Annotated in this window: 16 protein-coding genes; 7 read left to right on the top strand and 9 right to left on the bottom strand. The window is 63.5% G+C overall.

The genetic code is table 11. From position 1 onward, the window contains the following. Window positions 1-5: 5 nt before the first annotated feature. Window positions 6-1,301 carry a lipopolysaccharide biosynthesis protein gene (locus tag AC56QX_RS00325; RefSeq protein ID WP_497113153.1) on the bottom strand — a complete coding sequence of 432 codons (1,296 nt, stop codon included), beginning with the start codon at window positions 1,299-1,301 and terminating at the stop codon, window positions 6-8. 200 nt (window positions 1,302-1,501) lie between these two features. On the opposite strand from AC56QX_RS00325, the gene AC56QX_RS00320 reads away from it, so the two are divergent. The 4 genes from AC56QX_RS00320 (at window position 1,502) to AC56QX_RS00305 (ending at window position 8,009) form a co-directional block, all read left to right on the top strand. Then, on the top strand, window positions 1,502-4,072 hold the full coding sequence (locus AC56QX_RS00320; protein WP_497113152.1) for a GumC family protein: 2,571 nt from the start codon (window positions 1,502-1,504) through the stop codon (window positions 4,070-4,072). 183 nt (window positions 4,073-4,255) lie between these two features. After that, window positions 4,256-5,155 carry a bifunctional methylenetetrahydrofolate dehydrogenase/methenyltetrahydrofolate cyclohydrolase FolD gene (folD, locus tag AC56QX_RS00315; RefSeq protein WP_497113151.1) on the top strand — a complete coding sequence of 300 codons (900 nt, stop codon included), beginning with the start codon at window positions 4,256-4,258 and terminating at the stop codon, window positions 5,153-5,155. Window positions 5,156-5,183: 28 nt separating this feature from the next. Further along, window positions 5,184-6,182 carry a GlxA family transcriptional regulator gene (locus AC56QX_RS00310; RefSeq protein WP_032938715.1) on the top strand — a complete coding sequence of 333 codons (999 nt, stop codon included), beginning with the start codon at window positions 5,184-5,186 and terminating at the stop codon, window positions 6,180-6,182. 159 nt (window positions 6,183-6,341) lie between these two features. After that, a complete protein-coding gene (locus AC56QX_RS00305) occupies window positions 6,342-8,009 on the top strand; it encodes a vWA domain-containing protein (RefSeq protein WP_497113149.1) in 1,668 nt (555 codons plus the stop codon). A gap of 169 nt (window positions 8,010-8,178) precedes the next feature. Here AC56QX_RS00305 and edd read toward each other — a convergent pair whose 3' ends face one another. The 3 genes from edd to zwf all read right to left on the bottom strand — a co-directional run bounded on the left by edd (window position 8,179) and on the right by zwf (window position 12,243). Further along, entirely contained in the window at window positions 8,179-10,002 is a 1,824-nt protein-coding gene (edd, locus tag AC56QX_RS00300) for a phosphogluconate dehydratase (RefSeq protein WP_497113146.1), read from the bottom strand. Window positions 10,003-10,075: 73 nt separating this feature from the next. Continuing rightward, window positions 10,076-10,792 carry a 6-phosphogluconolactonase gene (pgl, locus tag AC56QX_RS00295; protein ID WP_497113144.1) on the bottom strand — a complete coding sequence of 239 codons (717 nt, stop codon included), beginning with the start codon at window positions 10,790-10,792 and terminating at the stop codon, window positions 10,076-10,078. Beyond that, a complete protein-coding gene (gene zwf / locus AC56QX_RS00290; RefSeq protein WP_497113143.1) occupies window positions 10,774-12,243 on the bottom strand; it encodes a glucose-6-phosphate dehydrogenase in 1,470 nt (489 codons plus the stop codon). Before zwf ends, pgl begins: the two co-directional genes overlap by 19 nt. 309 nt (window positions 12,244-12,552) lie before the next feature. Between zwf and AC56QX_RS00285 the strand changes: the two genes are divergently transcribed. Continuing rightward, window positions 12,553-13,299, top strand: coding sequence for an SDR family oxidoreductase (locus AC56QX_RS00285; protein ID WP_497118051.1), 747 nt, complete (start codon window positions 12,553-12,555; stop codon window positions 13,297-13,299). Between the two features lie 55 nt (window positions 13,300-13,354). Then, complete coding sequence (locus AC56QX_RS00280; RefSeq protein ID WP_497113142.1) at window positions 13,355-14,659, top strand: Mur ligase family protein; 1,305 nt, start codon at window positions 13,355-13,357, stop codon at window positions 14,657-14,659. 46 nt (window positions 14,660-14,705) lie between these two features. On the opposite strand, the gene AC56QX_RS00275 is transcribed toward AC56QX_RS00280, so the two are convergent. From AC56QX_RS00275 to AC56QX_RS00265, 3 genes are all read right to left on the bottom strand, one after another. Then, window positions 14,706-15,584: an SH3 domain-containing protein gene (locus AC56QX_RS00275; RefSeq protein ID WP_497113140.1), complete on the bottom strand. Its 879-nt coding sequence runs from the start codon at window positions 15,582-15,584 to the stop codon at window positions 14,706-14,708. Between the two features lie 381 nt (window positions 15,585-15,965). Then, window positions 15,966-17,252 carry an NAD(P)/FAD-dependent oxidoreductase gene (locus tag AC56QX_RS00270; protein WP_497113138.1) on the bottom strand — a complete coding sequence of 429 codons (1,287 nt, stop codon included), beginning with the start codon at window positions 17,250-17,252 and terminating at the stop codon, window positions 15,966-15,968. A 6-nt stretch (window positions 17,253-17,258) separates the two neighbouring features. Next, window positions 17,259-18,695, bottom strand: a complete 1,437-nt coding sequence (locus AC56QX_RS00265) for a glutamine synthetase family protein (RefSeq protein WP_477223995.1) — start codon at window positions 18,693-18,695, stop codon at window positions 17,259-17,261. Window positions 18,696-18,837: 142 nt separating this feature from the next. Between AC56QX_RS00265 and AC56QX_RS00260 the strand changes: the two genes are divergently transcribed. Then, window positions 18,838-19,548, top strand: coding sequence for an HAD family hydrolase (locus AC56QX_RS00260; protein WP_497113136.1), 711 nt, complete (start codon window positions 18,838-18,840; stop codon window positions 19,546-19,548). 90 nt (window positions 19,549-19,638) lie between these two features. Here AC56QX_RS00260 and AC56QX_RS00255 read toward each other — a convergent pair whose 3' ends face one another. Together AC56QX_RS00255 and AC56QX_RS00250 are read right to left on the bottom strand one after the other, a co-directional pair. Next, window positions 19,639-20,043, bottom strand: a complete 405-nt coding sequence (locus AC56QX_RS00255) for a response regulator (protein WP_497113134.1) — start codon at window positions 20,041-20,043, stop codon at window positions 19,639-19,641. A 280-nt stretch (window positions 20,044-20,323) separates the two neighbouring features. Continuing rightward, the gene (locus tag AC56QX_RS00250) at window positions 20,324-20,566 is read right to left on the bottom strand and encodes an SMc00767 family acetate metabolism repressor (RefSeq protein WP_006202762.1); all 243 of its coding nucleotides are present in this window, start codon (window positions 20,564-20,566) and stop codon (window positions 20,324-20,326) included. Window position 20,567: the final 1 nt, after the last annotated feature.

Below are 20,567 nucleotides of genomic sequence, written 5' to 3'. Positions count from 1 at the left end.
TGAATTCAGATTGCTTTCGCTGGCTTGCGCATTGCCGAATAGGTCAGCAGCATCGAGGCGAGATAGAGCAGCAGGAAGACGATGTTGAGCGACAATACCAGTCTCGAAGTATCGGAGATGGTGGTCAGCACATAGGTCAGCAGCAGCGCCTTTAATGCGGCGAGCAGGCCGAGATTGAGCGCCCGCACCGCCGTCTGCCCGCGCGCGAAAAGAAGCTCGGCCTGGTATTCGACCAGATTGCGCAATCCCGGAACGCAGATCGCCAGCGCCACCAGCGGTGCGGCTTCGGAGACATTCCTGCCAAGCGCGTTGGGGAAGAAATGCAGCACGATGCCGAGCGCCAGCAGCGCCAGCGTCGAAACGAGGAAGACGCCGCCCTCGATGCCGCTCTTGACCGTCAGCCGCGACAACAGGTCCGGTGCGCGCATCATGCGTTGCACCAGCATCATCGAGAAGGTGCGGATCGGGATCGCGGTCAGGTCGACCAGCCGCATGATGATGGCATAGATACCGGCCAGATGCGGACCGCCGATCGCCAGCACCAGCAGCTTGTCGAATTCCGATTGCAGGTAGAACAGAATTTCGGCGCCAGCCACGTAGAGGGAATCCGCCAGTCGCCTGAGATAAAGCTCGATGCGCAGCCTCAGTCTTTGGCGCGGATAGAACCAGCCGAAAGCCAGAACCAGCGAGGCGGCATTGGCGCCGATATAGAACCAGGACCAGATCCAGATGCTGTGCTGGGCCCAGAGCATGAACAGCACCGCGCCCAGCGCCCGCAGCGCCGTGGCCAGGATCGCCAGCACGGCGGCACGGCCGAACTTGCCCAGCCCGTTGTTGACGATCAGCGCCACCTCCACCGGCCGCCACAACAGCGCTTCGGCAAAGACGATCGCGGAAAACACCGACAGCGGCACCGTGCCGGCGAAGAAGATCAGGTAGACGCCGAACGAGGCCGCGGCCAGCAACGGCAGCGAGACGATGCCGAGCAGCAGGAAGCCGGCTGTGAAGGTACCGATCAGATTGGGACGGATGGTGGCGGTGCGATAGAGCGCCGAGATGAAACCGAAGGCCAGGATCCGCGACAGCATCACACCGGCCGCCGACGCGGTGGCGAACATGCCGAACTCGGAGATGGACAGCGTGTTGGCAAGCGCGATGAAATAGGCCAGCGAAAACACCAGTCGCCCGCCGGCGCCGCTGATCGCCGAAAAATAGTCGCGCACCAGCCCCCGTCGTTCGGCCACGAAAGTGCCGATCCGGGCGAAAGTCCGCCTTTGCGGTATGCCGCGAGCCTCGGTCATGTCTGGGCAAGCCATAGGCGGCAAAGCTTAACGTGCCGTTTTGAGGCCCGGATGCGCTGAAATTCCCGCCCGTGAGGTTATGAAAAGCTTACCCGCCGGCCTGCCGAAATTAACCTTTTGTTTCCTATGCTTGTTTAGCGTGACTTAACGATTGGCCGACCGCCGCTGCCAAGCGGCCAAAGAGTAAAGCTCCAAGACAAATGGTCGACAGGGAAAACCGTGAAGACTGGAGGCGCGAGCGTTCATTGCTGGCGCTCGGCCAGGCCATGCGCGGTGAGGATGACGCGTCCCTGGTCGCGATAGGGGATCGGGCAGATCCGGCATGGCGCGAGGATGCCGCCACGCGCCATCGCCTTGCCCGTTCACGGCGTGAGGCGCGGGCGAACCCGACGCCATCCGCTGCCGCCGGAACAGAGCGGTTCCAGTCGGATGAGCAACCGGAAGTGGTTACACAGGACGACGCTTGGCGCTCGCAGGACGACACGGGCACCAGCGATCTGCCGCCGGCCACGCCGTACGCACGGTCGGCCGTTGAAGAAGCGTCTGGCGGCACCCGCTCTCATGACACATCCGGATCCCGCTACGAGGGCGAAGCGAGTGCGTCCTTTGGCGATCGCAGGGATGATCAGCAGTGGAAGCCGCTGATCGATCCGATGCAGGTGGTGCGCGGTATTGCCAGGTCGAAGCTGCTGATCATCACGACCACCTTGATCGGTGCCGGGCTCGGCATCGCGATCGCGCTGTCGACGCCGAAAAAATATGAAGCCACCGCCGAACTGATCGTCGATCCGCGCGACCTCAAGCTCACCGACCGCGACCTCACCCAGAATGTGGTCGCTTCCGACGCCACACTCGCCATCGTCGAAAACCAGGTCCGGGTGCTGACCTCGGGCACGGTTTTGAACAAGGTCGTCGACAAGCTCAACCTGAGCAACGATCCGGAGTTCAATGGCCAGGGTGCCGGCGGCCTTGGCATCAGGTCTCTCATTCGCTCAATTCTTCCGCGCCAGGATGGCCCAAGCGGTGCCGACGAGGTTCGCCGCCGCGCGCTTGCCGTCGGCAACCTGGCCGAAAGCCTCTCGGTCGAGCGCGGCGGCAAGACCTTCGTCATCACCGTCAGCGCGATCACGCAGAATGGCGAGAAATCAGCCCTCATCGCCAACACGATGACGGATGTGTTCCTGCAGACCTTTGGTCAGATCCAGTCCGATACCGCCGGCCGCGCGACCGACGAACTGACGGCAAGGCTCGATGAACTGCGCAAAGGCGTCGAGGTGGCCGAGCGCAAGGTCGAGGAGTTCAGGGCCTCGCATGATCTTGTCGATGCACAGGGCCATTTGATCAGCGACGACGAGATGCTGAAGCTTAACGAGCAGCTCTCGGTCGCCCGCGCCCGCACGCTGGAACTCAATGCAAGGGCGGCTTCGGCGCGTTCGATCGACGTCAATTCGGTTCTCTCCGGCACCTTGCCGGAAGAGATCAACTCCAACACGATGGGCGATCTGCGCTCGCAATATGCGACGCTCAAGCAGGAGGCCGACCGTGCCGCCATCCGGCTTGGCCCGCGCCATCCTGAACTCCAGGCGCTCAACGCACAGATCGCCGGCTCGCGCGACCGTATCGCTGGCGAATTGCGCCGCATCGCCTCCTCGCTACAGGTCGATCTGAAACGCGCCGTCCAGCTCGAGCAGGATCTCTCCTCCCGCCTTGCCCAGCTCAAGGTCCGCAGCGGCGACGTCAACAACGATCTGGTGTCGATGCGCGAACTGGAGCGTGAGGCCTCTGCCAAGCGCTCCGTCTACGAACAATATCTGCTGCGCGCCAAGGAGACCGGCGAGCAGAAAGACATCAACACCGCCAATATGAACGTGATCTCCAAGGCTTTTGCGCCGCTCGAGGCGAAGGGGCCGTCGCGCGCCTTGATGGCACTTGCCGGCCTGCTGCTCGGCTTTGCCTCTGGCATCGGCCTTGGCGCCATGCGTGGAGCCTATGAGAGCCTGCGCGAGACCGCGAACTCGCGCTCGCGGCGCGAGCGCGAGGCGCCTCTCGAGGAGCAGGCATTCCGGGCAGCACCGCCGCCCGCGCCGCCAATGCGGGCAGCGCCGGTGCCGCCACCTCCGCCACCTGCATCGCCGCCGCCCGCATCACCACCGCCCTTGGCACAGGCCGAAGCCGCTCCCGTTGAACGGCCCGGGCGTATCGCCGCGCTCATGTCGAAGCTGCGCAACGCCATATCCAGCAGACCGTCCACAGAGGCGGATGACGACAGCGAGTTCCCCGCCTTTGGTGGAAACACGCGGCCGGCGGGTGCTGCCATGCCCTCCGGCGTCCCGAACCCGGATTCCGCCTTCATGCCTCGGCCGTCGGACTATGCGCGGCCGCCTTTCCCACCAGGCTTCGATGCCACCTATTCCCAGCCGATGGGGCCGCCGTCGCGGTCGCCCCTGATGCCGGCGCCCATCTATCCGGCGCCGCCGCCCTATCCCCCTGCACAGCCGGCGGGCTATCCGCAGATGCAGCCTTGGCAGGCGCAGCCGCCGGCGGGTTCCCCCTATGCACAGGCCATGGCGCCCTATGCCGGGCATGTGCCATATCAGCAGCCCGCTCCGCCGCAACCATCGGCTTATCCAGCCCAGCCACCAGCTGAGCCTTCGCCGGCCGAGGAAAGCGCCGAACAGGCGCCGATAGAGGAAATTCGCGCCAGCCTGCGCGAATTCCGCGAGGCTGTTCGCGAACTCACCGAGAGCCGCACCCGCCGCCGCTACTTCTGAGCCACAAGATACGTCGCCGAGGCCGAACAAAACCATCCTGGTTTTCGCGTAAACGGCATGGGACGGCGCTTTGACGGGATTGCGTGCCGGAATTTTCGTGACAATGCCGCGCTGCATGTTGCCGGCGCCGTTGCATTGTGTTCCCGAAATTGGCGTGAGGCGAAACAGGGTTGAGGATGGTTCATGGCCGAAGTGATTGACGGAAAGAGCGTTGCCGAGGATGTGGTGCGGACGGTCAAGACCCTGACCGCCGAGCTGGTCGCCAAGGGCAAGGCCAAGCCCGGTCTCGCCGTCGTCATCGTCGGTGAGGATCCGGCGAGCCAGGTCTATGTCGCGTCCAAGTCGCGCACCGCCAAGGAATGCGGCTTCCACTCGCTCCAGCACACGCTGCCGGCCGAAACTTCCGAGGAGGCGCTGCTCAAGATCATCGGCGACCTCAACGCCGATCCGGCGATCAACGGCATCCTGGTGCAACTGCCGCTGCCTGCCCATGTCGATGCCGGCAAGATCATCCAGGCAATCGCGCCGGAGAAGGATGTCGACGGCTTCCATTTCATCAATGTCGGCAAGCTCGGCACCGGCGAACTCGACACGGCCTTCGTTCCCTGCACGCCCGCCGGCTCGATGCTTCTGATCGAGCGCGTGCGCGGCAAGGACCTGTCCGGCCTCAACGCCGTCGTCGTCGGCCGCTCCAACATCGTCGGCAAGCCGATGGCCAATCTGCTGCTTGCCGCCAACTGCACCGTCACCGTCGCCCATAGCCGCACCAAGGACCTGCCGGCGCTTGCCCGCACCGCCGACATTCTTGTCGCCGCCGTCGGCCGGCCGGAGATGATCAAGGGGAACTGGGTCAAGCCCGGCGCCACCGTCATCGATGTCGGCATCAACCGCATTCCCGCGCCCGAGAAGGGCGAGGGCAAGTCGCGCCTCGTCGGCGACGTCGCCTATGCCGAGGCGGCCAAGGAAGCCGGCGCCATCACGCCGGTGCCCGGCGGTGTCGGGCCGATGACCATTGCCATGCTGATGGCCAATACGTTAGCTTCTGCCTACCTTGCGGCCGGATTGAAGCGGCCCTCCTTCTGAGCCCGGGTTGACCCTGAAAGCGCCAGTTTTGCCGAACCCCACCATTTCCCCGGAACGGCCGGTCACGAGTGATCCCGTTCAAGGTGGCCGGCAGTTCGCCTTTCTGCTGGTCGACAAGTTTTCCATGTTCTCGCTCGCCGCCGCGATCGACACCTTCCGTTCGGCGAACCGCCTGCTCGGCCGCGATTTCTATGGCTGGACCACGGTGTCGGCCGACGGCGACCCGGTGATGGCATCCAACGGTCTGCCGCTCAAGATCGACTACGCCGTCGCCGACCTGCCGCCGGTCGACATCCTCTTCGTCTCGGTCGGCCTGACGACGGAATTCCCCGGCAAGAGCAAGGTTCTGGCGGCGCTGCGCAGCTGGGGCCGGCGCGGCAACGCGCTTGGCGCGCTGTCGGTCGGGTCCTACCTGCTGGCCGAGGCCGGACAGCTCGACGGTTACCGCTGCACCATCCATTGGGAAAACCGCGCCGGCTTCATGGAACGCTTTCCCGACATCAACTGCACCGGCAATGTCTTCGAGATCGACCGCAAGCGCTACACTTGCGCCGGCGGTACCACCTCGATCGACCTGATGCTGGAGATCGTGCGCGGCGATTTCGGCTCGAACCTCGCCAATGGCGTCGCCAACCAGTTCCAGCACGAGCGCATCCGCTCGGCCGGCGACCGCCAGCGCGTCGGGCCGGAACGCGACCTGACCGGCAAGTCGGAGAAGCTGAGGCGCATCGTCGAACTGATGGCCGACCATCTCGACGAACCGCTTTCGGCGGTGCAACTCGCCAAATCGGCCGGCCTTTCGGTGCGCCAGGTGGAGCGCCTGTTCCTGCGCCACCTCAACGTCACGCCTGGCCGCTATTACATGCGGCTGCGGCTGGAGCGGGCGCGTGAATTGTTGCGCCAGACCAACATGCCGATCCTCGACGTGGCGATCGCGACCGGCTTCACCTCGCATTCCTATTTTGCCCAGAGCTACCGCCTGCAGTTTGGCCGGCCGCCCTCGGAAGAGCGCCGCACCACCTACTGAGCCGGACTCCGGTCTGGGCTCGCGACGCCCGCTGCCCGCCACGAACGCTCGCTCCCGCTCAGGGCACCTGAATGAGATGGCGGCGCCCCGGGCTTGTGTCCTGACGCGGCGTCAAATAGCTTCCCTGTGCGGACTAGGGGGCTAACTCAGGAGATTTCGATGGCGGTATTTGCGCGGGGCGTCGCTGCGGCGATCCTCCTGTTGTTCATGACGACGTTCGGCTTTGCCGCAAACAAGGTCATCATCATTCTCGACGCTTCCGGCTCGATGTGGGCGCAGATCGACGGCAAGCCCAAGCTCGAAATCGCCCGGGAGTCGCTGCGGACCGTGCTTCAATCGGTTCCCGCCGACGACGAGATCGGCTTCATGGCCTATGGCCATCGCGAAAAGGGCAGCTGCGACGACATCCAGCTGATCGTGCCGCCTCAGGCGGGTTCGGCAAGCGCCATCACGGATGCCGCCGACAGTCTGAAATTCCTCGGCAAGACGCCGCTGACGGCGGCCGTCAAGCAGGCGGCCGAAGCGCTGAAATACACCGAGGACAAGGCGACCGTCGTCCTCATCACCGACGGGCTCGAAACCTGCGGCGGCGACCCCTGTGCGCTAGGCAAGGAACTCGAGGCGTCCGGCGTCGACTTCACCGCCGACGTCGTCGGCTTCGGCCTGACCGCCGACGAAGGCAAGCAGATCGCCTGCCTTGCCGAAAACACCGGCGGCAAGTACATCCAGGCCTCCGACGAGAAGGCGCTGCAGGAAGCGCTGGTCGAAACCGTCGCCGCGCCGGCACCAGCCCCTGCGCCGGCTCCTGAACCAGCACCGGCTCCCGCGCCGGAACCGAAGGCAGCCGAGGTCGACTACAACCTCATCCCGCAAGCATTCTTGAAAGAGGGCGGCGAGGTGCCGAAGATCGACGTCTACTATGAAATCTTCAAGGACGATGCCAAGGGGGCCAGCGGCGAGCACGTCGATTCCGGCTATAACGTCGTCAAGTTCCATCTTGCTGCCGGCAACTACATCGTCGTCGCCTCAAGTGGTGCCGCTAAGACCGAGCAGAAGGTTTCGCTGACAGCCGACAAGGCAACCGAGCTTGCGCTCAACCTGAACGCCGCGCAGATCTCCATCCATGCCCGGCCGGCGCCTGGGGCCGATGTCGACCGCAATGCGCAGATCAGCATCGCCTATCCCGGCGGCACGTCGGACAGCAACTACGGCGAGGTCAAATACGTCGTTCCGGTCGGCGAGACCAAGGTCACCGTGAAGCTGGGAGCCGGCGAGGTGAGCGAGACCATGCAGCTTGTCGCCGGCCAGGTCGTCGACAAGGACATGATTGTCGGCGTCGGCAAGGCCAAGGCCAACGCTTTCTATACGCAGGGCGGGGAGAAGGCCGAGACCGATGTGGGTTGGAAGGTGTTCAAGGCGGCCAAGAAGCTCGACGGGACGCGCGATCAGGTGACCTACGCCTACGGCCCGGACAGCCAGTTCGATCTGCCTCCAGGCGACTATGTGATGAGCGTCGATGTGCAGGCCGTGTCCGCGGAGCAGCCTTTCAGCGTGACGGTCGGGCAGATGACCGATGTCAACGTGACGCTGAACGCGGGTGTCCTGGCGGTCGACGCGCCAGGCGCTGACGGCTTCAAGATCTTTGAGGCCAAGAAGAATATCCAGGGCGAGCGCAAGCAGGTCACCTACGCCTATGGCGAAAAGATGCAGACCACGCTGGCGGCGGGCGACTACGTGCTCGTGACCAATTTCACCACCGACAAGGCCGACAAGGAAACACCTTTTACGGTCAAGGCCGGCGAGCGGAGTGAGCTCAAAGTCGAGTAGCATCCAGAGCGGTTCGCCGTTTCACGGAAACGGCGAACCGCTCTAACTCTTTGTTTTGAAGCAATTCCGGACGGAAAACCGCTCACACTTTTCCTGGAATTGCTGCAACTGGGCAAGCAAAACAGGGCGGCTCAAGGCCGCCCTTTTTTGTTGAAAATCCGGAAGACGATCAGGCGGTTCCGAATGCGCTGGCGCCGTGGTCGGCGCGGCCGACCAGCTGCCGGAACCCGGCGAAAAGCTCGCGGCCGAAGCCGAACTCGTTGCCGATGAGATCGGCTTCGGCGGTGCGGCGCAGCGCGAACTCCGTCCCCGGCACCAACACTTCGAGCGTGCCGGCGTCGGCGTCGAGGCGGATGATGTCACCGTCATGGATCCTGGCGATCGGCCCGTCCTCGACCGCTTCCGGCGTCACATGGATCGCCGCCGGCACCTTGCCGGAAGCGCCAGACATGCGCCCGTCGGTGACCAGGGCCACGCGCTGGCCGCGATCCTGCAGGATGCCGAGCACGGTGGTCAGCTTGTGCAGTTCCGGCATGCCGTTGGCCTTCGGACCCTGGAAGCGGATGACGGCGATGAAATCGCCGGTCAGCGTGCCCGCCTTGAACGCGTCGTTCAGGCCCTGCTGGCTGTCGAACACCTTGGCCGGTGCCTCGATGAGGCGCCGTTCCGGCTTGACGGCCGAGGTCTTGATGACGGCATGGCCGAGATTGCCTGCCAGTACCTTCAGGCCGCCCGTCGGCTGGAAGGCCTTGTGGAACGGCGCCAGCACCTTTTCGTCGCCGCTTGCCTGCGGCGAGGCCTCACGCACCACGGAGCCGTCGGCGCCGAGCTTTGCCTCGACCGCGTAGGGCCGCAGGCCTTCGCCCCACACCGTCTGCACATCCTCGTGCAGGACACCCTCGTCAAGCAGTTCGCGGATCAGGAAGCCAAGCCCGCCGGCGGCGTGGAAATGGTTCACGTCCGCAAGGCCGTTCGGGTAGACGCGCGCCAGGAGCGGCACGGCTTCCGACAGGTCGGAAATGTCCTGCCAGGTCAGGGCGATGCCCGCAGCCGCCGCCATGGCGATGAGGTGAATGGTGTGGTTGGTCGAGCCGCCAGTGGCATGCAGGCCAACGACGCCGTTGACGAATGAGCGCTCGTCGATCATGCGCCCGACCGGCGTATAGGCATTGCCGAGCGCGGTGATCGCCAGCGCCCGCTTGGTCGCCTCGCGCGTCAAGGCCTCGCGCAGCGGCGTGCCGGGATTGACGAAGGAGGCGCCCGGCGTGTGCAGGCCCATGATCTCCATCAGCATCTGGTTCGAGTTGGCCGTGCCGTAGAAGGTGCAGGTGCCCGGCCCATGGTAGGATTTGGACTCGGCTTCCAGAAGTTCGGCACGACCCGCCTTGCCTTCGGCATAGAGCTGCCGGACCTTGGCCTTTTCATCGTTGGGCAGGCCGGTCGTCATCGGCCCGGCCGGGATGAACACCGCCGGCAGATGGCCGAAGGTCAATGCCGCGATCACCAGCCCGGGCACGATCTTGTCGCAGACGCCGAGAAAGACGGCGGCGTCGAACATATTGTGCGACAGGCCGACCGCGGCCGACATGGCGATCACGTCGCGCGAAAACAGCGACAATTCCATGCCGGGCTGGCCCTGCGTGACGCCGTCGCACATTGCCGGCACGCCACCAGCGACCTGGGCGATGCCGCCGGCCTCGCGCGCGGCCTCCTTGATCAGGGCGGGGAAGGTCTCGAAGGGCTGATGCGCCGACAGCATATCGTTGTAGGAGGTGATGATGCCAAGATTGGGCACCTTGTCGGCGCCGAGCGCCAGCTTTTCCGAGGGGCTGCACACCGCAAAGCCATGGGCGAGGTTGCCGCAGGACAGCACCGACCGGTTGGCGGTCTGGTTCGATGCCTCAGTGATGCGGCCGAGATAGCGCTCACGCCCTGCCTTCGAGCGTTGGCGGATGCGCTCCGTGATGGCTTCGATGTCGCGTCTTGCGGTCATGGCGGTCGGTCCTTTCAGGCGAGGTCCCGGAAACATCCTCCCGCCGTTGCCGGGACCACAGTAAATCTACAAATCAGGGTGCCCAGAAAACCTCTACTGGCCTGGGTGCGGCGTCGAGTACGGAACGGATCGGCTTTCGCGGCCCGGGCGCGACCGCACCGTCAAAGGCGGTGCGCTTGTCCTCGCCCTCTATGTGCAGCGCGATGAACCCGGCATCGATGATCCGCGCCAGCGTCAGGGTCAGCCGCGGTTCGCCAGCACTTGCCGCATGAACGGGCAGGATGATCCTGTCCGAGGCCGGGTCGAGCAGCTTTGCCAGATCGTCGGCATCGGGAAAGAACGAGGCGGTGTGGCCGTCCGGCCCCATGCCGAGCACCACGACATCGAGCGGCCAGGGCAGGGATCGCAATGCGGCGTCATCGGATGCCGCTGCATCCTCGATGCCTGATGCCTCATGGTAGAGCGGCACGAAACGCGCCGCCTTGGCTGCGTTCTGCAACAGATTGGCGGCCACCAGCCCGGCATTGGAGCGGGGCGAGGAGGCGGGCACGAAACGCTCGTCGACCAGCGTCACGATCACTCTGTCCCAGGCAATCGGCAGCGCCGAAAGGGCGGCGAAGAACTTTGCCGGCGTCGTGCCGCCGGAGACGGCCAGAACGGCCGTGCCGCGCTCGGCGATTGCCTTGGTGAGGCGATCGGCAACGCGGCCGGCCAGCGCCGCCGCCAGTTGCGGCCGGTCGGGGAAAGCGTTCCAGTTGTAGCTGGCGCTGGTCAATTGCTCTCGTGCCATGTCCGCCCGTCACGTTCGATCAGCGCTATCGAGGCCGATGGCCCCCATGTGCCCGCCGTGTAGCCCTGCGCTTCCTGCTTGGCGCCTTCCCAGGCATTCTGGATCGGATCGATCCATTTCCATGCGGCTTCCACCTCGTCACGGCGCATGAACAGGGTCTGGTTGCCGCGGATGACATCCATGATCAGCCGTTCATAGGCGTCGGGCGCGCGGCCGTCGAAGGATTGTGCGAAGCTCATGTCGAGCGAGATCTGCCGCAGTCGCATGCCGCCTGGGCCCGGATCCTTGATCATGATATATTGCTTGACGCCTTCGTCGGGCTGCAGCCGGATGACCAGCTGGTTGGCGAAGATCGGTCCGGCGCTGTCGCCGAAGATCGAATGCGGGATCGGCTTGAACTCGATGACGATTTCCGAAACCCGGGTCGCCAGCCGCTTGCCTGTCCTGAGGTAGAACGGCACGCCCGCCCAGCGCCAGGTGCCGATCTCGGCCTTGATGGCGACGAAGGTCTCGGTGTTGCTGTCCTTGCCGAGTTCCTCGACATAGCCCTTCACCGGCCCGCCGGCGGACGCCCCGGCGCGGTACTGACCGCGCACCGTGTGCTTCGGCGCCTCGTTGCCGTTGATGCGCTTCAGCGCCCGCAGCACCTTCAGCTTCTCGTCGCGCACGGCGTCGGCGTCCATCGACGACGGCGCCTCCATGGCAACGAGGCAGAGCAGCTGCAGCATGTGGTTCTGCACCATGTCGCGCAGCGCGCCGGCCTTGTCGTAATAGGTGACACGGTCTTCCAGGCCGACGGTCTCGGCAACCGTGATCTGCACGTGGTCGATATGGGCGGAGTTCCACAGCGGCTCGTAGAGCGCGTTGGCAAAGCGCAGCGCCATCAGGTTCTGCACCGTCTCCTTGCCGAGATAGTGGTCGATGCGGAAGATCTGGCTTTCGTGGAAATCGTCGCCGACCAGATCGTTGAGCGCTCGCGCCGAGGCAAGGTCGCGGCCGATTGGCTTCTCCAGCACGATGCGCGAGTTCGGCGTGATCAGCTTGTGCTCTTTGAGCTTGTGCGAGATATCGCCGAACAGCGCCGGCGCCACGGCGAGGTAGAAGGCGCGGATGCTCTCGCTCTCGCCGATCGCCTTCTTGAGCTTGTCGAAGCCGGCGCCGGTCGTCGCATCGGCCGAGACGTAGGAAAGCCGCGCCAGGAAGGTCTTCAGCTCCTTGGCGTCGATATCGGCCGGCTTGACGTGGTCGGAGATCGCCTGGCTGGCGAAGGCCTGGAATTCCTGGTCGCTCATCTTCGAGCGCGACGTGCCGATGATGCGTGTCGGCTCGGAGAATTGATGGTCACGCTGGCGATAGTAGAGCGACGGCAGAAGCTTGCGTTCCGACAGGTCGCCGGTGCCGCCGAAAATGATGAAGTCGAAAGGGTCGACGGGGATGATCTGGCTGGTCATGGTCTGTCCGCTTTGACGCCGCTCGCGAGTACGCGGCTGATATATTCTAATCGATTTAAATTTTCCAGTGCCATGGTGTCACATCGAGGACCAATCGATGGATATTGATTGGGTCCACCTGTGCGCTTGACACTGGCGCTTGCCGGAGGCTTGTCGGTGAACGAAGACTCCTGAAGCTTTCGCAGTTGCAGCATAGAACGTGAATGTGACGAAAGCTAAGGGAGAAATGGCGCGTTGTCTGTCGCGGCATGGGCCGAGGCGGTCAGTCGCCTTGTTGGCTCCGGGAAGACATCAATGAGCGGGAAAAGCATGCGTCTGGAAAACAAGGTCGCCATCATCACCGGCGCGGCATCCGGCTTCGGCGAAGGCATGGCCAAGCGTTTTGCCGAAGAGGGCGCCAGGGTCGTTGTTGCTGATCTCAATGCCAAGGGCGCCGAACGTGTCGCCGGCGAGATCGGCGAGGCGGCGATCTGGACCCAGACAGATGTTTCGCTGCGCTCCGAATTCGACGAGATGGTATATGCCGCAAAAAGCGCCTTCGGCCGCATCGACATCATGGTCAACAATGCCGGTTTTACGCACCGCAATGGCGACATGCTCAAGGTCGACGAGGAGACCTTCGACCTGATCACCGCTGTCAACATGAAGGCGATCTATCACGCGGCCCTTGCCGTGGTGCCGATCATGGAGCGGCAAGGCGGCGGCGTCATCCTGACCACGGCCTCCACCGCGGGGCTCAGGCCGCGGCCGGGGCTCACCTGGTACAACGCCTCGAAAGGCTGGGCGATCACCGCCACCAAGTCGATGGCGGTGGAACTCGCGCCGAAGAACATCCGCGTCAATTGCCTCTGCCCGGTCGCCGGCGAAACCGGCATGCTGGAGAAATTCATGGGCGCCGACACGCCCGAGATCCGTGAGACATTCCGCGCCTCGATCCCGCTCGGCCGATTGTCGACGCCGCTCGATATCGCCAATGCAGCACTCTGGCTGGCATCGGATGAAGCCGCCTTCATCACCGGGGTGGCGCTGGAGGTCGATGGTGGCCGCTGCATCTGAAGCGCATTTGACTTGAGGTTCCCATGGCCTAGTGTTTCAGAGGCTAGGGGGCGCAATGAACGCGAGATTGCGGAAGATTCGCGAAGACTTGCAGCGTCGCGTCAAGGTCTACAGGGCCGGGCGCGCCCGGGCGAAAAGCAAGGCGACCTTCATCGGCGTCACCGGCAGTTCGGGAAAATCGACCGTCACGGCGCTGCTTGGGCACATATTGGCGGCCCATCGACCGACCTATGCACGCGTGCTCGCCAACACCATCAACTCGCTGGTCAGCACGCTCTACAAGCGCATGAAGCAAGCGGGTGAGGTCGACTATGTCGTTTTCGAAGCCGGCGCCTATGGCGTCGATACGATCCGGCCGATGGCCGAAATGCTGCAGCCGCATGTGGCTGTGGTCACCATGGTTCGCCTTGAGCATTTTGCCAGTTTCAGGACCGTGGAGAATGTTGCCGGGGAAAAGCGCGCCTTGGTCGAAGCGCTGCGGCCGGACGGCTTTGCCGTCCTCAACGCCGACGATCCCCTTGTGGCCGGCATGGCTGCCGGCGCCGGATGCCGTGTAGTCACCTTCGGCACGGCTGACCTGGCCGACTATCGTGTCACCGACATCCACGCCGCCTATCCGGATCGGCTGACGCTTTCGATCCACTGGCGCGGCGGCGTGCTTGAACTCAAGACGCTGTTTCCGGGCGAACATTTCTGGCTGCCGACCGCCGCTGCCGTCGCAGCAGCGCTCGAACTCGGCGTCCCTCCGGACAAGGTTGCCGCAGAACTGGCGACTTTCCAGCCATTGGCCAATCGTTGTGCCGTGCTCGTCGCCGAAGGTGGCCCGCACTTCATTGTCGACGCCGCCAAGGCGCCTTGGCACTCGATCGACCTTGCCTTGGACATGCTGGCCAAGGCCACTGTCGGTCGAAAGCGCATCGTGCTTGGCCAAATCTCGGACTATTCCGGCTCGAACAGGAAGTACGCCACCGCATACCAAACCGCGCGGGAGATTGCGGACCAGGTGATCTACACCGGCGACCACGCACATCGCTCGGGAGCGGGGCAGGCTGACCGCGACAGCGGCCGGTTTGTCGAGCTTCGCACGCCGAAGGAAGTTTCCGATCATATCAGGCACACGGCGGTGCCGGGCGAACTGATACTCGTCAAAAGCTCTTCAAACCTTCACCTGGAGCGCGTCGCGCTCGCCTGGACGCATGAGGTCAAATGCTGGGTTCCCGTCTGCGGCAAACGGGAGGGCTGCGCCACCTGCGGCCTGTATGAGGTGCCGTTCGAGCAGCATGGCGACCATGTCAGGCAAGGCAGGCGCGCCAGACGGTGGCAGCGGTTGCGGCGCCTGTTCGGCGGCGGATATTTCTAAAGCGCATCGCGTTGAAACGGATTCATGCGACTTTAGGTCTTGGTTTTTATGGACCGGGCTTGATGTAGCTTTTGTAGATCCAGCCGTGCTTGCCGTTGTAGACGATCTCGCACCATTGCTTGCAGCCCATCAGTTGCACTGAAGTCCGGGCAGGCACTGTACCGATGGGGGTAGCTCCCTTCTTCGGGGCACTGCGCATGGTCACAGGCCTGAGGATACGGCCGCTGCCCGCCGCCGCTACCTTTCGCGGCTTCGCTTTGGCATTGTCATCTTGTGCATTTGCGGGTTTTTGTTCAGGTGCTTGCGGCTGCACCTCCGGAATGGCCGCGGTCTGCGCGCCATCCGGCTTGCTGGCTGCGGCCGGTGCTGGTGCGGCAACCTTGGCAAGTTCGGTGGTGGCATCGGTATCGGCCGCCGATTGTACGAATGCCGCCGTGGTGGCCGGTTTGTCCGGCGCGGGCTCAGCCTGGTTTGCCATTTGGCTGGGGGCTGCTGCTTGATCGGCATCAGGAGCCGCGGAAGCGGTCTTCGGCTGTGCCCCGGTCCAGCGAGGATCATTGGCCGCGAGCGCTTGTATGTTTGCTTTCGCCGCCGCCACGGTCGGTGAAACCTGGTCGGACTTGCGGGCCGCCTGCGGCACCGCCGCCGCGGCCACCGTGGTTCCGGCAGGGGCGATCTTCATCGTTTTCACCGGAATGGTCGGAATGCTTTGTTCCTGGCTGGCGGCTGCCTGCCGCTCGCTCGTCGGCAGTGCCAGCCAGAGCGCCACTGCGGCCACGCCGAGCAGCGCGGCGGTGCCGACCGCTGCAATCACCAGATGCGAGTTCGAACGGACTTCCTGCCAGAAGGACGGCCGCATGTCGTATCCAAACTGCATGGCAAAGCGCCGACGTTCCGGCGTACCGAAACTGAAGGGCTCTCTCACTCTCGCCACCTCCATACGCGGGCCAATGTTCTTTCGATCGGTGCCGGAAGTCCGGCGTCTGATCGGCATCGGTCCCAAAAACAACACGGGCAAGCCCGCGGCAATCCCCGAATAATCGCCCAGAAGCGGGAACCTTTCGCCCGCGATTGTGGCATCAGTACGCCGTAACAAGGGATTCTGCACCTTTGACGGGATTTCCGCAATGTGCCGCTAGGGCAACAAATGTTACAATGAATATTACAATATTACATGAGATCGTGATGGCGATCTGATCCCGGCTGAAGCGCGTCGCGTTGAAACGGAGTCAGGCGGGGCGCTTCAGGCCTTGTTTTCATGCATGTCGGTCTCCCAAAACCGGGTGCCACTTTTGGGCGACATGCACTAGATTCTGTCCCGCAGCGCGAACCAGTTGAGCGCCAGGAAAAGCAGCGGTGTGCGGAAGCGTCGACCGCCGGGAAATGCCGGAATTTTCAGATCCTCGATCAGCTTCAGCCGGTCGCGGTTGCCGGCAACGGTCTCGGCATAGAGCTTGCCGAAGAAGTTCGACAGCATGACGCCATGGCCGGAATAACCGCCGGCCGAGATCACATTCGGCATCACTTCGCGCACGAACGGCTTCCTCGGCACGGTGATGCCGACATAGCCGCCCCAGCCATGGGTAATCTCGACATCCCTGAGCGCGGGATAGAGCTCGGCGATCTGACGGCGAATATGGATGTGGATGTCCTTCGGGTCATTGACGCCATAGACCTCGCGTCCGCCGAACAGCAACCGGCCGTCCAGCGACTTGCGGAAATAGCGCACGACGAAGCGGGAATCATCGACCGACTCTCCGCCGGGCAGCACTTTCGAATCTGTCCCCAAAGGCACCGTCGCACCGATGAAGGAGCCGATCGGCATGATGTGCGCCGCACTCACCGGCTCGAGTGTACCACCATAGGCATTGACCGCGATCAGGCATTTTTGGGCCGTCACCGTACCTGTTGGCGTCGAAACCTTGACTTTGCCGCCTGCTGAAATGATGCCCGTCGATGGCGTCCCTTCGAACAGCTGCGCGCCGGCCTGTGCCCCCGCCCGCGCCGTGCCGATCACCAGCTTCATCGGATGGATGTGGCCGGTGCCGGTGTCGCGCGTGCCGCCGAAATAGGCGGTCGAGCCCAGCCGCTCCGCCGTCTCCTTCGCGTCCATGAAGGAGATATGCGGATAGGAGAAACGGCTGGCCATGATCTCGGCATGCGCCTTGTAGTCGTCGACATAGCGCGGCTTGTGCGCCACCGAGAGCTGGCCCGGCATATAGTCGACATCGATCTGGTTGATGGCTGCGAATTCAAGGAGATGCGCCTTGGCCTCCTCGGCGAGATCGAACAGCGCCTTGGCGCGGGACAGACCGTATTCGGCCTCCAGATCCTCGGCCCAGGCGCGCTGCCCGGTGCCGAGCTGCCCGCCATTGCGCCCCGAAGCGCCGTCGCCGAAACGATAGGCCTCGATGAGCACCACATTGGTCCCTGCTTTGGCCAGATGTGTCGCCGCCGACAGCCCGGTAAAGCCGCCGCCGATGATGACGACGTCACAGGTCCGGTCGCCGTCGAGCGCCGGGTATTCGGGTCTAGGCCCCGCCGTGTCTTCATACCACGAGCGGCCAGGAGAAATGGGAGATTGGTAATTCATGATCGATCAGACGTTGAGCAGCAGATACTCCCGCTCCCACGGACTGATCACTTCCATGAATGTCTCGAATTCCGCCCGCTTGATCGCCGCATAGGTGGCGGCAAAGGACTTGCCCAGCAGCGCGCAGAGTTCCTCGTCGCCCTCGAACAGGTCGACCGCTTCGAGCAGGCTGCGCGGCAGGTCGATCTCGTGCGCGTTGGCGGTGGTGAGCACCGGAGGTTCGGCCTTGAGCTTGTTGGTGATGCCGATCAGCCCGCAGGCAAGTGAGGCCGCCAGCGCCAGGTAGGGATTGGCGTCGGAGGACGGGATGCGGTTTTCGACGCGCCGCGCCGCAGGATCCGAACGCGGCACGCGGAACGCCGTGGTGCGGTTGTCATAGCCCCATTTGTTGTTGACCGGAGCCGAGGCCGCCTGTGTCAGCCGGCGGTAGGAATTGACGTAGGGCGCGAACATCACCAGCGCGTTCGGCACATGCTTCTGCATGCCGCCGATGAAATGGAAGAACTCTTCGGTCTCCGAGCCGTCCTCGGCCGAGAATATGTTCCTGCCTGTTTTTTTGTCGACGATCGACTGATGGATATGCATGGCCGAGCCCGGCTGGCCCTGGATCGGCTTGGCCATGAAGGTCGCATAGATTTCGTGCTTGAGTGCTGCCTCGCGAATGGTGCGCTTGAACATGAACACCTGGTCGGCGAGCTCGATCGGGTCGCCATGGCGCAGGTTGATCTCAAGCTGGCCTGCGCCCTCTTCGTGGATGAGCGTGTCGATCTCCAGGCCCTGGCTTTCGGAGAAATGGTAGATGTCATCGATCAGCTCGTCGAACTCGTTGACGCCGGCGATCGAATAGCCGGCGCCGCCGCCGATTGCGCGCCCCGAGCGGCCGACTGGCGGGGTGAGCGGATAGTCGGGGTCCGGGTTCTTGCGCACCAGGTAGAACTCGATCTCGGGCGCCACAACCGGCTTCAGGCCGAGCTTGTCGTAGGCGGCAAGCACGCGCTTCAACACATTGCGCGGCGTGAATTCGACCGAGCGGCCGTCCTGGTGCACGAGGTCGCAGATGACGGCAGCCGTCGGGTCTTCTTCCCAGGGCACCACCGTCAGCGTCGACAGGTCCGGCATCAGCTTGAGGTCGCCGTCGTCTTCCGGATAGTGGAAGCCATTGCCGTCCTCGGGATAGCCGCCGGAAATCGTCGTCATGAAGACGGCCGAAGGCAGCGCCAGCGAGGTGTTGGAGGTGAATTTCTTCGACGGCATCATCTTGCCGCGTGCCACGCCAGCCTGATCAGGCGTGATGCATTCGATGTCCTCGATGCCGCGCCATTGCAGCCATTCGCTGACTTCCTTCCAGTTCTTCACACCACGCAGGTTTTTCACGAAGGCAGGCGTGCGCGCCCGTCCTCCGCGGCTCGACGGACGGACTTCCTTTTTTGCAGGCGGCATCATTCACCAGATTGGGTTGCGGATTTCGGAGTATAGCCGTGCCCCCCTATGGAAGGGAAGGGGAGCCGCCGCCGGCATTTGCCGCCGAGGTTGAAAATCGCGCCGGTCGGCTTAGGTTCGGGCGGCTCCCAACCGGAAGACATCGATGCGAAACAACAACGAACTGACGACCATCGGCTTCGATGCCGACGACACGCTTTGGCAGAACGAGCAGTTCTTCCGCATGACGGAAAAACGCTTCGCCACCATGCTTGCCGACCATGGCGAGGAGAAACAGATTTCGGCGCGATTGCTCGAGGCCGAACGGCGCAACCTTGCCGTCTATGGCTTCGGCATCAAGGGCTTTACGCTGTCGATGATCGAAACGGCCATCGAGGTGACCGACGGGCGGTTGCCGGCTTCGGTCATAGCGGAGATTCTCGACGCCGGCCGCGAGATGCTGAGCCACCCGATCGAAGTCCTGCCGCATGTGCGTGAGACGGTGGAAAAGCTCGCCGGCGCATACCGCCTAGTGCTGATCACCAAGGGCGACCTCTTCGACCAGGAGCGCAAGCTGGCCGGCTCCGGCCTCGGCGACCTGTTCGACGCGGTCGAGATCGTCAGCGACAAGAATGCCGCGACCTATGCGCGCCTCTTCAGCCGCCACGGTGACGGTCCGGCAAAGAGCATGATGGTAGGCAATTCGCTGAAGTCGGACGTGGTGCCGGCCATCGAAGCCGGTGGCTGGGGTGTCCATGTGCCGCACGAACTGACCTGGGTGCTCGAGCATGTCGAGGCGCCGGTCGCCGAGCCGCGATTCCGCCAGATATCCGATCTCGGGCAATTGCCCGAGCTGGTGCAAAACATCACAAGTTGATCGCGCTTTGCATGTCGCCCAAAGTGACCTCGGCTTTGGGAAAACGACATGCATGAAACAATGACCTGAAGCGCGTCAGTGGGACGCGCCTTAGCGGCTGATCAGGCGATCGATCACCGGTTGCAGCCGCTCGGGCGTGATCGGCTTGGCGACCACCACGTCAATCACGCTCGACAGGCCGAGGCTCTCCGGCGTGCCAGTCTGGGTCGAAAGCAGGATGACGGGAGGCAGCGATCTGCCCGAAGCCCGCCGCAACGTTTCGATGCCGGACATCAGAGTGTCGCAGTCCTTGTTGTCTGCGCCGCCGTCCAGCACAATCACGCCTGGCACCAGCGTCCGCAAGGTTTTCGCCGCCATATCGGGCGATTCCGAGATCGGCCTGAGCCCGGATCGCTCGACGATCTTCGACACCACCACGCGATTGATCGGCGATTTCCCGACAACAAGCACTTGCGAGGGACTGCGGATCGTCTCGGCGCTTGAATCCTGGGTCACCAGATTCGGATGTTTCGCGGTCTCGCCCTCGCTACTCACTGGGCACCCAAGTCGGCCAAGAAGCTCGCCCCTATTTCAATGCAGAGTTGAATCTGGCCGACAATTGGCGTGAGATCGCCCCCCATGTCAAGTTGAAATAAAAGGCCTTTGGAAACACCTGTTCCGACAGTGGAATCAAGCAACAGTACTGTACTGCCCTGTCCATGGATTGGTTGCGTAAAAATAAAATTCACCTGCGCATACGCTGCGCAGGTGAAGGGCCGGTTGTAGCGCTTTCCGGTCAGCCATGGCTTTGCTGTGTGACGATCACCGGGATCAGCAGATCGCCCCAATTGCCGTCGCCGCCGTGGTGCCTGGCCGAGCGCACGAGTTCCACCGAGACGCCCGCCTCGACCGCCTTCATCACTGACTGGTTCAACCTGTGCAGGTCGTTGGCCAGCATCCGGATCGTCGCCTGCTGGTCGACGCTCATCGTGGTCGATTGTTCTTCTGCCCGTTCCTTGACGCGGCTTATCGATGCCATT

Source organism: Mesorhizobium sp. RCAM 06353 (assembly GCF_059683585.1).
Note: the sequence above shows the minus strand (reverse complement) of the source record. Positions and strands in the feature narration are given on the sequence as shown.

Bases quoted from the DNA above. Each gene is read 5' to 3' on its own strand.
- AC56QX_RS00325 (WP_497113153.1), bottom strand. From the start codon at position 1,301: ATGACCGAGGCTCGCGGCATACCGCAAAGGCGGACTTTCGCCCGGATC.
- AC56QX_RS00320 (WP_497113152.1), top strand. From the start codon at position 1,502: ATGGTCGACAGGGAAAACCGTGAAGACTGGAGGCGCGAGCGTTCATTG.
- folD (WP_497113151.1), top strand. From the start codon at position 4,256: ATGGCCGAAGTGATTGACGGAAAGAGCGTTGCCGAGGATGTGGTGCGG.
- AC56QX_RS00305 (WP_497113149.1), top strand. From the start codon at position 6,342: ATGGCGGTATTTGCGCGGGGCGTCGCTGCGGCGATCCTCCTGTTGTTC.
- edd (WP_497113146.1), bottom strand. From the start codon at position 10,002: ATGACCGCAAGACGCGACATCGAAGCCATCACGGAGCGCATCCGCCAA.
- pgl (WP_497113144.1), bottom strand. From the start codon at position 10,792: ATGGCACGAGAGCAATTGACCAGCGCCAGCTACAACTGGAACGCTTTC.
- zwf (WP_497113143.1), bottom strand. From the start codon at position 12,243: ATGACCAGCCAGATCATCCCCGTCGACCCTTTCGACTTCATCATTTTC.
- AC56QX_RS00285 (WP_497118051.1), top strand. From the start codon at position 12,553: ATGCGTCTGGAAAACAAGGTCGCCATCATCACCGGCGCGGCATCCGGC.
- AC56QX_RS00280 (WP_497113142.1), top strand. From the start codon at position 13,355: ATGAACGCGAGATTGCGGAAGATTCGCGAAGACTTGCAGCGTCGCGTC.
- AC56QX_RS00270 (WP_497113138.1), bottom strand. From the start codon at position 17,252: ATGAATTACCAATCTCCCATTTCTCCTGGCCGCTCGTGGTATGAAGAC.
- AC56QX_RS00265 (WP_477223995.1), bottom strand. From the start codon at position 18,695: ATGATGCCGCCTGCAAAAAAGGAAGTCCGTCCGTCGAGCCGCGGAGGA.
- AC56QX_RS00260 (WP_497113136.1), top strand. From the start codon at position 18,838: ATGCGAAACAACAACGAACTGACGACCATCGGCTTCGATGCCGACGAC.
- AC56QX_RS00250 (WP_006202762.1), bottom strand. From the start codon at position 20,566: ATGGCATCGATAAGCCGCGTCAAGGAACGGGCAGAAGAACAATCGACC.